Here is a 14,144-nt window from a genome sequence, read left to right on the forward strand (position 1 = left end):
CTTAATAATCCGTGGGCAAACGGTTGATACTGATCAGTTTGCCCCGGCTCATATTGATGTAGTTCCCCTGACGCAGCGCCGCCAGAACCTCCGCAACCACCGAACGTGATATACGCGTGCTACGCTGAATATGATTCATCACACCAATTTTTGAGCGTAGCGTGTCATCCCACTCGGCCATATTGATTAGCATCGCCCGAATTTGGCTATACGAATTATTTCCGACCAGCTGGATATCACGTTTTCCCAGTAAATGATTTAGCCATGAAAGCCAGCAGAACGCTTCTTGCCAGAGTTGTGCTTCTTGAATAATTTCGCATGCAGTAGAGGCTGGCAAATAAAATCCGGTACAAGGTGTTTGTGCCATCAGGGAATATTCAAGATAGCTGTCATTAATCCATGCACTTAATCCATGAATATAGGGTGCCCGTGCAATACCCACGAGTAATTCATCTGATTTACGGTGAACGACTGTCAGGCCGGATTGTATTACAAATGTCAATGGTTCATCATCATTATTGCCGGTAGTTATAAATTGTTGTGGTTCCGTTTTAAATGGGGTACCGGCGACTTCCAGACACTTTATGAGCCGGCTTAATTCAGAAAGTGGTTTCGCATTAACGTTCATGCATACCTCAAGTCATCTGTATATGTCGGTTCTTTATTATTTTTAAAGCACATAAAAAAGCGGGGGCAAAATCCCCCGCGTTTTTTCTTACCAGGTATATTTCACACCCAGGTTTGCTCCCCAGTTCTGGTCAACGTCGCCGCCGCCCAGATAAGTCGCATCAGTGTAAGCACTGAAGTTTTTCGTGAAGCTGAACTGAGTGCCCAGTCCCACGCGAACCGCAGAGCCTTCCACGCCGTTGTCAATGCTGTCATTGTTGATATCAGCATTGTTGTCGGCATCGTCATACACGTAAGCCAGCTTGAAGTAAGGGGTTAATGCCTGCTCGCCACCGTAGTTGAAGGTATAACCTGCATCCACGCCGAGCTCATAACGCATACTGTCGTAAGACTGGCCATCGATACGCATGTCGTTGCTTAACTGATAGTCATCACCGGACTGGAACAGGCCAGAGATCGCCGCGTAAGGCGTGACGTAGCCAGACAGGTTTGGTTTCCAGTCATAGCCCAGTTTCATCCCGAAACCAACGGCGTCAGTCGTGGTATTACCGTCAACATACTGACCGTTGCTCATGGTAGCAGAGAGGTCGTTGTTGAAGCGGGTGTAGCTCATGGAGCTGTCGAGGAAGATGTCGTTCATGAACTTCGCCGACGCGTAGATCATCGCAGTCTGGCTGTCCTGATCGACCTGACCAGTACGATCGCTGATATCACCCTTCGCGAAACCAGCCGCACCACCGACAATCCACTTCGCGTTATTACCGTCGATCTGAGTATCCAGACCCACCATAATGCCGCTTACGTCCTGATCGTAGCTAACGGTGCCATTATCCGCGTCAAAGTTGCCGCCAAAATAGCTCACCCATGCGCCGCCGTTATCTGCCAGGCCATGACGGCTGTTGGTCAGACGGGTACCCACGGTATCCTGTTGCAGATTCCAGATGTTGGTATTAGCAGAAGGAATGCTCAGCGCCATGTTGGCGTAGTCAGTCAGCTCTTCCTGCTGGAGAACAACGGTGTCACCCTTCTGCTGCGCCTGATAGGTGTATGCACCTAAATCAGCTTTGTTTGCCGCAGTAAAGCTGGCAGCGGTATCCGCGTTATTGTCATAGACGCGAATGATCTCTTTGTTTTTGTAGTCAGCTACGGAGCCTGCACCGGTCGCATCGTCGATGCGCACTTTATAGTTACCGGCAACGTCACCGTTCACCGCCAGATGGCCGTCAGAGTTCAGCGCGACAACACCATAGTCGTAGTCCGCTTTATGGCTATCGTTGGTGATATAGCGTGCGTTGTTCAGGTCGCTGTTCAGCACATAATCGCGGCTGGCAACGTTGAGCACACCGCCATCGGTCAGCACCATATTGTGTGTATCAACCTGACCCAGACCCAGCGCCAGCTCTGCACCGTTGTCTACAGTAATGGTGTTGGCATACAGTTCTGCCGTCTCTTCAGTCAGTGCCGCACGGCTGTAGCTATCCAGATACAGACTGTCGGTTGCCACGGCACCGCTGTCGCCAATATTCAAGGTTGAAGCATTGGTCAGGGTGATGGAATCTGCCAGCAGGCCGGAGTTTTCAACATTGACCTGAGACTGGTTGTTCACCGTCAGTGCATCGATGTTGGAGATCTTGCGGGTATCCCACTCGGAACCGTTATCCAGCGCCACGTTGAACAGGCCGCTCTGATACACCTCTTCACCGGCAACGTGACCGTTGCTGTCAAAGGTAGAATCAGGCCAGATGCTATTCGGGGACAATGCGTGCCAGTCTACGTTGCTGTAGCCCTGGCCATACATCTGCGCAGTGCCGATAGCTTCAACGCTGGACTGCGCTGCACCCACCCACTTACTGCCGTTGGTCAGCGTGACATCCAGTTTATCGGTACCATCCCAGCCGTTGGTGGTTGGGTTATAGACGCCATCTTCTGTGGTATCCGTTGCCGGATCGCCATTCTCGTAGAAGTTGTTATCAAAGGTGCTGGAGAAAAGAATGTCACCCGTAACGGTAGAGTGATCGAGGGTAGCGGTGGTCTGCATGGCGTTATCAGACGCACTGGCAGCAACGATCAGCGCCGCATCATCCGCAGCCGTGGCGTTGGTTTCACCGTAGTCGCTTGGCTTCGCCGTTTGACCGTAGAAGCCGCTGGTGCCCAGATCGCTGTATGCGCCAGAGGTCAGCACAGAGTCTTTCACCACCAGCGTATCGGTAAAGATATTGCTGCTGTTAGCAACGCCTTCAACACCGTCGTATGGCGTGTTATCAAGCTCCTGATAACCCTGCGTCAGCGTGATGCCCGCGATGTGGGAATTGTTCTGAATAACGATATCAGACTCAACATCCAGGGTGATGGCGTTACCCAGACCATAGGTGTCCAGATAATGCGTTTCAGTGGTATCGCCATTAACGACATCATACGCATAATGCTCGTAGGTATCGTTGATGGTGGAGTTATCAACAGTCAGGCTAAAACGATCGTACTGGGTATGCGTAGTGCCGTCAGTATCCACGCCTTCTGCACACGTCGTGGTCATACACTCTGACGTGATCATGCCGTTAATGGTGCTGTTAGAAATACTCAACGCGTTCGCACGGCCATTGACACCATCATCCAGATAGTATGTCGAAATAACTCCGTTAACGGTTGATTTATTGATGACTGGATAAATGTCACCATCATGTGTGGCATCTGAATAATCCCAGTCAGCATAACCATAATACCAGGGCGTGGACGCAGTATTGTCATATCCAAAAGTATTATATGTCGTGCCGGATATATCTTTCGCATTGGCCTGAGAAGCGATAGCCAGTGTGCAGGCTAATGCAAGTTGTGATACAACCAGTTTCTTTTTCCATGTTTGCATTGGGTCATCCCTCCTCAGGGACGTAAGCAAGTTTGTCCATCAAATCATTTGGCAACGTTTAATTGCGGAAGGAATTATGCAGTTTCACTTCGAAAAGGTTCAATGAATGATTCCATTAAGTCCGTATTCAGACAAATAAGCTTATAAACCCAGGACAATATCAATCATTATGAATAAATATTATAAATTCAACTGATTGCAAACTACTTTAGTTGCTTCGACACATATAATAAAAAGCAATAAATCATTTATATTTATAATCCCAAACCAATATAGAAGCCTCACCAATATCACATACCACTCTGGACACCATAATAAGATTTATAATATATACAAAATACATGTAGCGTATATTAATCGATTTCGAAAATCTAAAAGACAACTTTAGTAAAACACCACTCTCCGCTTTCAGGTACACTAAGCCTCTTTGTTCCACAAACATCAGGCATACCATGACCGATTTAATTGCTCGTCCCCGTCGCCTGCGCAAGTCACCCGCACTGCGCGCCATGTTTGAAGAGACAACACTGACCTTAAACGATCTGGTGTTGCCGATTTTTGTTGAAGAAGAGATCGATGACTACAAAGCCATCGACGCGATGCCGGGCGTGATGCGCATTCCTGAAAAGCATCTGGCCCGCGAGATCGAACGCATTGCGAATGCGGGCATCCGCTCGGTGATGACGTTCGGTATCTCCCACCACACTGACGCAACCGGCAGTGATGCATGGAAAGAAGACGGCCTCGTGGCACGCATGTCGCGCATCTGCAAAGAGAGTGTGCCGGAGATGATCGTCATGTCCGATACCTGCTTCTGCGAATACACCTCTCATGGCCACTGCGGTGTGCTGTGCGATCACGGCGTGGACAACGATGCGACCCTGCTGAATCTGGGCAAGCAGGCGGTGGTTGCCGCCGCCGCGGGTGCGGATTTCATTGCACCTTCTGCGGCAATGGATGGTCAGGTTCAGGCTATTCGTCATGCGCTGGATGCGGCAGGCTTTACCGACACCGCCATCATGTCCTACTCCACCAAATTCGCCTCCTCCTTCTACGGCCCGTTCCGTGAAGCAGCAGGTACGGCGCTGAAGGGCGATCGTAAAACCTATCAGATGAACCCGCTGAACCGCCGCGAAGCGATTCGTGAATCTCTGCTCGATGAAGCACAGGGCGCAGAATGTCTGATGGTGAAACCGGCCGGCGCGTATCTGGATATCCTGCGCGACATTCGCGAACGCACCGAACTGCCTCTGGGCGCATACCAGGTGAGCGGCGAGTACGCGATGATCAAATTCGCCGCGCAGGCGGGTGCCATCGACGAAGAAAAGGTGATCCTCGAAAGCCTGGGGGCGATCAAACGCGCGGGCGCGGATCTGATCTTCAGCTACTTCGCGCTGGATCTGGCTGAGAAGAAAATTCTGCGTTAATCCGCTTTAGCGCCGGGTGGCTTCGCCATTCCCGGCCTACTCTCTGCGCGAATCTTCACTAAACTGCAATACAACCGACATCTCCTCCTTCTACTGTCTGGGCAAGACGGCAGGAGGAGTGATCAATGTTTAGTCTCGACAGCGTTCTTGATGACCTTTGGCCTCAGGCGAGGCCCGCACCCTGGCAAAAAAGTCTTTTAAAAAGACTGCTCCACGAAGACGAATTTCAGCAGTTTGCCGCCAGCCACCGTCACCTGAAAGGGCTGGATATGGTAGAGCAGGTTCTTGAACACCTTGATATTCTCTGCACCATTTCCGCCCGAGACCTCGAACAAATCCCCGAACACGGCCCACTCATTGTGATAGCGAACCACCCGACGGGCACCCTGGATGGGCTGGCGCTACTGTATGCCGTTTCGCGCGTGCGCCGGGACGTCAAGGTTGTCACCAACCGGATGCTGTCTCACCTTGAGCCTCTCAGCTCGTTGTTTATCCCCGTGGACAATATGGGCGGCAGAACCGCAAAAGCATCTCTGGTGAAGATGGAGCAGCACCTGCAAAACGCCGGCGTGCTGATCTTCTTCCCGGCGGGCGAAGTCTCCCGCCCAACGCGTAAAGGCATCCGCGATAAAAAGTGGCATCCGGGCTTTATCAAGCTGGCCAGCAAACTACGGGTACCGCTGCTACCGGTACATATTCAGGCCCACAACAGCCTGCTGTTTTATGCCAGCACCCTGGTATCGCCGACGGTATCCCTGCTGCTGCTGATGCAACAGATGTTTCGCCGCCGCCACAGCCAGCTGCCGATCAAAATCGGCCAGCAGATTGCCTGGAATGATCGGTTTAGCTCTACCCTTTCATCGCGTGAGATGGCCGAGCAGTGCCGTCAGCACGTGATACGACTTGGCAAGGGATTGCCTGGCGTCTTTAGAACCCAGTGCGCCATTGCCCGCCCGGAAGACAGGGCCACGCTGAAGCGGGAGCTGGCGCAGGCCGAATGTCTGGGCAAAACCAGCGATGGTAAAACCATCTATTTGTGGCAGCGCAACGGGCAGGAAGAGGCGCCTCTGCTGCGCGAGCTGGGGCGACTGCGCGAGATTGCCTTTCGCGCCGTGGAGGAAGGCAGCGGAAAGCGCCGGGATACCGACAGCTACGATGATGACTATCTGCACCTTATTCTGTGGGATGATGATGACCTCGAGATTGTCGGCGCGTACCGCTTTATGCCAACGGCCATGCAGGTGGAAAAGTGCGGCGTCGAGGGATTGTACAGTTACAGCCTGTTCCACTACGACGAAAAAATGCAGGACATACTGGAGCACGGCATTGAGCTGGGGCGCAGCTTTATACAGCCGCGCTACTGGGGACGTCGCGGTCTGGACTACCTGTGGTCAGGCATTGGCGCCTATCTGGCGCGCTATCCACATTACCGTTACCTGTTTGGTCCGGTGTCCATCTCCGGCGGCTTACCGCCTGCCGCCCGGGATCTGCTGGTCGCGTTTTATCGTCTCTGGTTTCCGGCCAGCCACCCGTTAGCCGCCTCGCGTCAACCCTACCCGGCGTCACTCCCGGACGTGCTGGCGCAATTTAGCGGGGTGGATTACGTGGATGACCTGACAAAGCTCAAATCCCTGCTCGGCAATCTGGGCTGCGGTATTCCGCCGCTTTATAAACAATATTCCGAGCTATGCGAGCCAGGCGGCGTGCAGTTTATCGATTTCGGCAGCGATCCGGCGTTCAATAACTGTATCGACGGGCTGGTGCTGGTGGATCTGTGTTATCTGAAGGCGAACCGCTATCAGCGGTATATTGAGGCGCACTTAATACCCTCACCCCTGCCCTCTCCCTAAAAGGGAGAGGGTGAAAACCGCACCGGTCAGTCCCCTCGCCCCTTTGGGGAGAGGGTTAGGGTGAGGGGCTCAAACCGCACGGTAGAACGGCTTATCCCCCAAAATCGTCGCCCGCTGCATAATCCTTCGCTGCGGCAGGTAATCCGCATTGGCGTAATGCTGCGTGACGCGGTTATCCCAGATCGCCAGATCGTTCTCCTGCCAGCGCCAGCGCACCTGAAACTCCGGCTTCGTGATATGCGCAAACAGGAAGCTGAGCAGCGCCTCGCTCTCTTTTTCCGTTACGTCCACAATGCGCGAGGTAAACCCTTCATTCACAAACAGTGCCTGCTTGCCGGTCACCGGATGGGTACGCACCACCGGGTGCAACAGCGGCGGATGCTTTGCAACCGCATCCAGCCAGCGCTGGTGCTCCTCTTCCGTTTTACGGTACTTATACTCCTGGAACGATTTTTTAAAATCATGCTCCGCCCGCAGGCCACTTAGCAAGGTCTGGAACGGCGCGGAGAGCGCCTCAAACGCCGCAATGCCGCTCGCCCACAGCGTATCGCCGCCGGTCTCTGGCAGTAGTTTTGCTGCCAGAATCGCCCCGGCTGGAGGTGTGTCGATAAAGGTAACATCCGTATGCCAGTTGTCATTATCGGGCGGGTTATCGTTATGAGTGTCCAGCACGATAATTTCCTCCACCCCTTCCGCATGCGGGTAGACCGGGTGGATATGCAGGTCGCCAAAACGCAGGGCCAGCGCGCGCTGCTGTTGCGGGGTGATGGCCTGATCGCGCAGGAACACCACCTGATGGCGCAGCACCGCGTGGTACAGCTGCTCAAACTGGTTATCGCTCAGCGGACGGGTTACGTCCAGGCCCGACACCTGCGCGCCAATGTACGGCCCCAGCGGGACAATCGTCAGACGTTCACTCATTGTATTTCTCCATGCCAGGGCGTCAGGCGACGCTGTAGCGTGCGCAGTCCCAGTTCTAATCCAAAGGCGATCGCGGCGATGACCGCGATCCCTGCCAGTACCACGTCAGTCGCCAGGAACTCTCCCGCCGACTGCACCATAAACCCAAGGCCGCGCGTGGCGGCAATCAGCTCTGCCGCCACCAGCGTTGACCAGCCCACCCCAAGGCCGATGCGCAACCCGGTCAATATCTCCGGCAGCGCACCTGGTAAAATGACGAACAGCAGTACCTGCGCGCGGCTGGCGCCGAGCGACTGCGCCGCACGTATGCGTACCTGCTGCGCACTCTTTACGCCAGCCAGGGCCGACATTGCTACCGGCGCAAAAATAGCCAGATATATCAGTAAGATCTTTGACGTCTCGCCGATGCCAAACCAGATCACCATCAGGGGCAGATAAGCCAGCGGCGGTACGGGACGGTAAAGCTCTATCAGCGGGTCGAGAATGCCGCGCACCGTCGGGCTCAGTCCCATCGCAATCCCCACCGGAACGCCAATAATGACCGCCGCCAGCAGCGCCACCAGAATACGCGTCAGACTGGCGCCTAAATGCTGCCAGAGGGTGGCATCCATAAAGCCCTGCGGTCCGGCGATGGCGATCAGTTTTTCCAGAACCTGGCCTGGCGGGGGCAGAAACAGCGGGCTGATCCACTGCTGCGCGGCAACCGCCCACCATACCGCCAGCAACACCACCAGCGTGCTGACGCTTAAGGTGAGCTGGCGAGAGAACGGCCAGCGTAAGGCACGGCGCGTCCGCCGCGTTTTTTCACTGAAGACAATGCTCATGAGAACGCCTCCCGCTGTTCAAACACACGGCTCAGGATGTATTCCCGTTTTTCGATAAATAGCGGGTCTGATTTAATGCTGCGTACTGGCTCTCCCGCCACATAGCGCCGGGCAAACTCAAGCGGCAGACGCTCCAGCACGCGTCCCGGTCCCGGTGAGAGCAGCACCAGCTCCGTCGCCATAAACACGGCCTCTTCGATATCGTGGGTGATTAACAGCACCTGCTTGCCGGTTTCGTGCCACAGGCGCAGCAGCAGGGTTTGCATCTGCTCACGGGTAAAGGCATCCAGCGCCCCGAAAGGTTCGTCCAGCAACAGCAGCTGAGGGTTAGCCGCCAGCGCACGGGCAATCCCGACGCGCTGACGCTGCCCGCCTGAAAGCTGCCAGATAAAGCGTTTTTCAGCCCCCTCCAGCCCGACCTTTTTCAACATGTCGAGCGCCGTATTCAGACGCTGTTCACGCGCTACGCCGGACAGTTGCAGACCAAACGCAACGTTTTCCTGCACGTTTCGCCACGGAAGTAGCCCTTCGTTCTGGAAGACCACGCCGCGCTCTGCGCCCGGCCCCGTTACCCGTTTTCCTTCGAGTTGGATCGTGCCGTGCTGATACGGTACAAACCCGGCGATCAGGTTCAGCAGCGTCGTTTTCCCGCAGCCGGACGGCCCCAGTACGACCAGCAGTTCACCGCTGTCCAGCGTCAGGTTGATCTCTTTCAGGGCGGGTTTGCCGCCGTAATCGGCAGACAGGTTTGTAATGTTCAGCATCGCAGCCCCCTTATTTCACAAAGCGGTCGGTCACGAACCGGCTGTAATCCGCTGCTACCGCAGGCACTTTGCCCTGCTCTTTCAGGAACGTCGCAGTGTCGACAATCGCTTTGCTCACCGGCCCGTTCAGCTGCTGGACCTGCTGCGCAGGTGTCAGATAGGTGTTGCCTTTCACCAGCCCCGGCACGTCAGCTTCCGGCACGCCGCTCAGACGTGAGAGTTTCTCCAGGTTGGCGGGCTGTTTCAGCCATTCATCCGGGTTGCTGATGTAAGGCTGCTGGGCGTCGATGGCGCTTTTGGCGAAGGCTTTCACCACTTCAGGGTGTTTTTCGGCAAAGTCCTTACGAACGACCCAGACATCAAGTGTTGGCGCCCCCCATTGCCCCACTTTTTCGGAGTCGGTCAGCACGGTGCCATCTTTTTCCAGCTCGTTGACGGCGGGCGCCCAGACGTATGCTCCGTCAATGTCGCCACGCTGCCAGGCGGCAATAATCGCTGGAGGTTGCAGGTTGATGATCTGCACCTGGCCCGGCTTAATGCCCCAGTGTTTCAGCGCTGCCAGCAGGCTGTAATGCGTGGTGGAGATAAACGGCACCGCGATGCGTTTGCCAATCAAATCTTCGGGTTTCGTGATGCTTTTCTTCACCACCAGCGCTTCGGAATTTCCGAGCTGCGATGCCAGCAGGAAGACTTCAATCGGCACCTGCTGGCTGGCGGCAACGGCCAGCGGGCTGGAACCCAGGTTGCCAATCTGCACGTCGCCCGAGGCTAACGCCCGCACAATTGCCGCGCCGCTGTCGAACTTGCGCCAGTCGACGTTCGCCCCGCTCGCTTTGGCGAAGGTGTTATCCGCCTGCGCGACTTTCGCCGGTTCCGCGGAAGTCTGATACGCCACGGTGACGTCCACCGCCTGCGCCTGAAATACCCACAGCGCCAGTGCACCAAGTAACGTGATTCGCGATGAAATTGCCATACCGTCTGCTCCCCTTGTTGTTATAAGGGCAGTATTTCCGGCGCGAGAATTTTGATAAAGGAATAAAAAAGAATCGCTAATGACGATTCGTTTTTAGAAAAAAAGCGGGAAAGGATAGTGAATTTTGTGCGGTTGTTTCGCAGGGTGGCGCTACGCTTACCCGGCCTACGGTTCGTGCAATTTGTAGGCCGGGTAAGGCGCAGCCGCCACCCGGCAAAGGCCTCAGCGCTGAACCGTCAGCGCAGCAATATCCTGCGGCGTGGTCCGACAGCAGCCGCCAATCAGCTTCGCGCCTGCTTCCAGCCACTGCGGTAAATACCCCGCCAGCGTCTCGCACGTTTCACCGTGGTGATGCCAGGTTTTACTCACCGCATCGTAATGCTCGCCGGAGTTCGGATAGACCACCAGGGGCAGCGACGTCAGGCTGTGCAGATGCGTCAGCGCCGCCGTGGTGTTTTCCAGCGCGATACAGTTAATCCCCAGCGCGACAACCTGCGGGTAGCTTTCCAGCGCAGAAACAACATCCCGCAGCGGCGTTCCGTCGCTCAGGTGCTCACTGTCACGCAGGGTAAATGAGAACCATGCCCGGGCGCGCGGATATGCCGTCAGCAACGCCGCCAGCGCCTTAATCTCAGTGAACGAAGGCAGCGTTTCACAGGCCAGGAGGTCCGCGCCCGCATCCAACAGCGCCTCTACACGCGGGCTGTGGAAGGCGGTAAATTCTTCAGCGCTACGCACATAATCGCCGCGATACTCGGAACCATCGGCCAGATACGCGCCGTAAGGGCCCACAGATCCCGCCACCAGCAGCGTGCCCGCCTGCGCATTCTCTGCCAGGTACGCTTCACGCGCTTTGCGTGCCAGCTCTACGCTTTTGCCGATCAGCGTCCGGGATTGCGACTCGTCCAGCCCGCGAGCGGCAAAGCCTGCGGGTGTCGCCTGATAGCTGGCGGTGATCGCCACCTGTGCCCCCGCGCGGTAGTAGTCGAGGTGTACGTCGCGGATCAGCTCCGGATTTTCCATCAGCACTTTGGCCGACCAGAGACTGTCGGCAAGGTTACAACCGCGCGCTTCCAGCTCCGTTGCCATCGCCCCATCCAGCACGACAAACGGCTGTTTTTCAAGGAGGGCGGTAAGCGGATTATTCTGCGACATGTTCAGGCTCCTGCGTGGTCAGATTTCGGGTCAGGTAGTACGCACCATAACACAGGGCGACAAACGGAAGCCCGCAATAAAGGGCAATACGCTGGCTGGGGTCAAACCACAGGCCGACGCAGGCCACCAGACAGAGGATAAAGCCAAGCACGGGCACCAGCGGATACCATGGCGCGCGATACTGCAACGCGGATAGCGGCTGGCCGGACTGCACGTGACGGCGACGAAACACGAAGTGCGACGCGCAAATGCTAATCCACACCGCCACCACCGCAAAACCGGAAATGGCTGACAGGGCCACAAACACCGTATCCGGCGCGACCACGCTGGAGAACAGCGCCAGCACGCCGCCCAGCATGGAAACAGAAAGCGCCGTCAGCGGCACGCCGTTTTTGTTGACGCGGGCAAAGCAGCGCGGCAGCGTTTTCTCGTTAGACAGAGACCACAGCATACGGCCAGAGGCGTACAGACCCGAGTTCGCCGCCGAGAGGATCGCCGTCAGGATCACGAAGTTAAAGATATCCGCCGCATACGGAATGCCGACCTTTTCAAACACCAGCACGAACGGACTTTTCTCCACGCCAGCCTGCTGCATCGGGATCAACGCCGCCAGCACAAACACGGTGCCAATAAAGAAGATGATGAGCCGGGCGATGGTGGTGCGAATAGCAACCGGAATAACCTTGTGTGGGTTTTCCGTTTCCCCTGCCGCGATGCCGATAAGCTCCGTTCCTGAGAAGGCAAAGTTGACCGCCACCATGGTCATCAGGATCGGCAGGCCACCGTGCGGGAACCAGCCTTCGGCGGTAATGTTGCTTAGTCCCGGCGCGGCAGAGCCGTCCGCCATCGGGATAAAGCCAAAGATGGCCGCGCCGCCGAGAATAATAAAGGCGACGATGGTGATAACCTTGACCAGCGAGAACCAGAATTCCCCTTCCGCGAAAAAGCGCGTGGAAATCACGTTAAGACCAAAAATCACAGCGCAAAAGACAACGCACCACGTCCAGACGGGAACCTGTGGGAACCAGTACTGCATGCAGAACCCGGCCGCGGTAAAGCTCGATCCCAGCGCCACTGTCCACGTAAGCCAGTAGAGCCACGCCACGGTATACCCCGTCGCCGGGCCGAGATAGCGGGCGGCATAGACGTGAAACGCGCCGGTTTCCGGCATCGCCACGGAAAGTTCGCCCAGACATTGCATGACCAGCCAGACCACCAGCGCACCGATAAGATATGCCAGCAGCGTGCCCGCCGCGCCGGTTGTCGAGATGATGTATCCGGTATTGAAGAATAACCCTGTGCCGATAACGCCACCCAGCGAGAGCATAATCAGGTGGCGGGTTTTCATGGTGCGCTTAAGTTGCCCGTTTTCTTGTTGTGTTTGCATGTTACCTTCTAAACGTATGGACATCTAAACATCCAAAGAAGGAGTGTTATACCGCGATTGTTAACAAAAAGCCACCCGGCGCGACTTCAGCGCAATTATTGGTAAATCCTTAAATCAGTTCTATAGTCGACACAGTTTCTTCTTCACCAGGACTCACTATGCGATTTAACGGACTGACCAAAGGTTTCTTTATTCTCATCCTGGCCCTTGTAACCTGGGCCTTCTTTGACGTGCTGTCTCCCTATTTCTCGGCGATTCTGTGGGCCGCGATCCTGACCATCATTTTCAACCCGGTGAAAAACAAACTGCGTACCGCGCTGGGCGATCGCAACGGGCTGGCTTCACTCCTCACACTCGGCATTATCTGCCTGATCGTGTTTATTCCGTTGATGGTGATCCTTTCCTCGCTCGCGGTGGAACTGAACATGGTTTACACCAGGCTGCAACAGAACAACACGCAGTTCCCGGAAGTGATCGCCGGTATCTTCAACCGCCTGCCGGACTGGGCCAGCGGCTTCCTGGCGGATCACAACCTGACCAACGCCGCGCAGATCCAGAAAAAACTCTCCGATGTCGCGTTACAGGGCGGGCAGTATCTGGCGGGCAGCGCGTTCCTGATTGGGAAAGGGACGTTCGGCTTTGCCATCAGCTTTGGCATTATGCTGTATCTGCTGTTTTTCTTGCTGAAAGACGGGCCGTATCTGGTGCGCCAGATCCTCGACTCGCTGCCGCTGTCTGACTTCGTCAAACAGCACCTGTTCGCTAAGTTTGTCGGCGTGTCGCGCGCCACGGTAAAAGGCACGGCGGTCGTGGCGGTGGTTCAGGGCACGCTCGGTGGTATCGCCTTTGCTATTGTCGGTATTGACGGCAGCGTATTGTGGGGCGCACTGATGGCATTTCTCTCCCTGGTGCCTGCCGTTGGGTCGGCCATCGTCTGGGTTCCCGCCGCCATCTTCCTGTTTGCCACTCACCAGCTGTGGCAGGGTCTGTTCATTGTGGGCTTCTTCGTCATTATCGTCGGGCTGGTGGACAACCTTTTGCGTCCGCTGCTGGTGGGCAAAGACACCAAAATGCCGGACTACCTGATACTGATCACCACGCTCGGCGGTATGGAGCTGTATGGCATTAACGGCTTTGTGATTGGGCCGCTGATTGCCGCTCTGTTTATCGCCTGCTGGAACCTCTTCTCCGGCCGCGATCACGCAGGCAACGCCGAGGAGCTGGACGCAGACTTTATCGAAGAGGGGAGAAATTCTCCGGATCTATAAAGAAAGGCGTTCTGTGAGGCGGCCCTGTGCCGCCTTTTTTTTCGCGATAAATCAGAGGTTTTCTATAATCTGAAATGAACGCTCT

General features: G+C 55.6%; 11 protein-coding genes. 3 read left to right on the top strand and 8 right to left on the bottom strand.

The window, feature by feature from the left end; genetic code table 11:
- Window position 1: 1 nt before the first annotated feature.
- Together ACOTZP_RS19055 and ACOTZP_RS19060 are read right to left on the bottom strand one after the other, a co-directional pair.
- Window positions 2–628, bottom strand: coding sequence for a helix-turn-helix domain-containing protein (locus tag ACOTZP_RS19055; RefSeq protein WP_022647199.1), 627 nt, complete (start codon window positions 626–628; stop codon window positions 2–4).
- Window positions 629–715: 87 nt separating this feature from the next.
- The gene (locus ACOTZP_RS19060; protein ID WP_271075181.1) at window positions 716–3,490 is read right to left on the bottom strand and encodes an autotransporter outer membrane beta-barrel domain-containing protein; all 2,775 of its coding nucleotides are present in this window, start codon (window positions 3,488–3,490) and stop codon (window positions 716–718) included.
- Between the two features lie 452 nt (window positions 3,491–3,942).
- On the opposite strand from ACOTZP_RS19060, the gene hemB reads away from it, so the two are divergent.
- Together hemB and ACOTZP_RS19070 are read left to right on the top strand one after the other, a co-directional pair.
- The gene (hemB, locus tag ACOTZP_RS19065; RefSeq protein ID WP_271075182.1) at window positions 3,943–4,917 is read left to right on the top strand and encodes a porphobilinogen synthase; all 975 of its coding nucleotides are present in this window, start codon (window positions 3,943–3,945) and stop codon (window positions 4,915–4,917) included.
- Between the two features lie 125 nt (window positions 4,918–5,042).
- On the top strand, window positions 5,043–6,767 hold the full coding sequence (locus ACOTZP_RS19070; RefSeq protein WP_232934544.1) for a lysophospholipid acyltransferase family protein: 1,725 nt from the start codon (window positions 5,043–5,045) through the stop codon (window positions 6,765–6,767).
- Between the two features lie 69 nt (window positions 6,768–6,836).
- Here ACOTZP_RS19070 and tauD read toward each other — a convergent pair whose 3' ends face one another.
- The 6 genes from tauD to mmuP all read right to left on the bottom strand — a co-directional run bounded on the left by tauD (window position 6,837) and on the right by mmuP (window position 12,791).
- On the bottom strand, window positions 6,837–7,688 hold the full coding sequence (tauD, locus tag ACOTZP_RS19075; RefSeq protein ID WP_063163716.1) for a taurine dioxygenase: 852 nt from the start codon (window positions 7,686–7,688) through the stop codon (window positions 6,837–6,839).
- Window positions 7,685–8,512 (bottom strand): taurine ABC transporter permease TauC, encoded by an 828-nt coding sequence (tauC, locus tag ACOTZP_RS19080; protein ID WP_022647195.1) that lies wholly within the window; start codon window positions 8,510–8,512, stop codon window positions 7,685–7,687. The genes tauD and tauC overlap by 4 nt, the downstream gene beginning before the upstream one ends.
- Window positions 8,509–9,276 carry a taurine ABC transporter ATP-binding subunit gene (gene tauB, locus ACOTZP_RS19085; protein ID WP_271075183.1) on the bottom strand — a complete coding sequence of 256 codons (768 nt, stop codon included), beginning with the start codon at window positions 9,274–9,276 and terminating at the stop codon, window positions 8,509–8,511. The genes tauC and tauB overlap by 4 nt, the downstream gene beginning before the upstream one ends.
- 10 nt (window positions 9,277–9,286) lie before the next feature.
- Complete coding sequence (gene tauA / locus ACOTZP_RS19090; protein WP_038415446.1) at window positions 9,287–10,249, bottom strand: taurine ABC transporter substrate-binding protein; 963 nt, start codon at window positions 10,247–10,249, stop codon at window positions 9,287–9,289.
- Between the two features lie 222 nt (window positions 10,250–10,471).
- Window positions 10,472–11,404 carry a homocysteine S-methyltransferase gene (mmuM, locus tag ACOTZP_RS19095; protein ID WP_271075184.1) on the bottom strand — a complete coding sequence of 311 codons (933 nt, stop codon included), beginning with the start codon at window positions 11,402–11,404 and terminating at the stop codon, window positions 10,472–10,474.
- The gene (gene mmuP, locus ACOTZP_RS19100) at window positions 11,391–12,791 is read right to left on the bottom strand and encodes an S-methylmethionine permease (protein WP_023305550.1); all 1,401 of its coding nucleotides are present in this window, start codon (window positions 12,789–12,791) and stop codon (window positions 11,391–11,393) included. The genes mmuM and mmuP overlap by 14 nt, the downstream gene beginning before the upstream one ends.
- 158 nt (window positions 12,792–12,949) lie before the next feature.
- Between mmuP and ACOTZP_RS19105 the strand changes: the two genes are divergently transcribed.
- Complete coding sequence (locus tag ACOTZP_RS19105) at window positions 12,950–14,059, top strand: AI-2E family transporter (protein WP_022647190.1); 1,110 nt, start codon at window positions 12,950–12,952, stop codon at window positions 14,057–14,059.
- Window positions 14,060–14,144: the final 85 nt, after the last annotated feature.

This window comes from Enterobacter cloacae complex sp. SYL001, assembly GCF_049237025.1.
GTDB lineage: Bacteria > Pseudomonadota > Gammaproteobacteria > Enterobacterales > Enterobacteriaceae > Enterobacter > Enterobacter intestinihominis.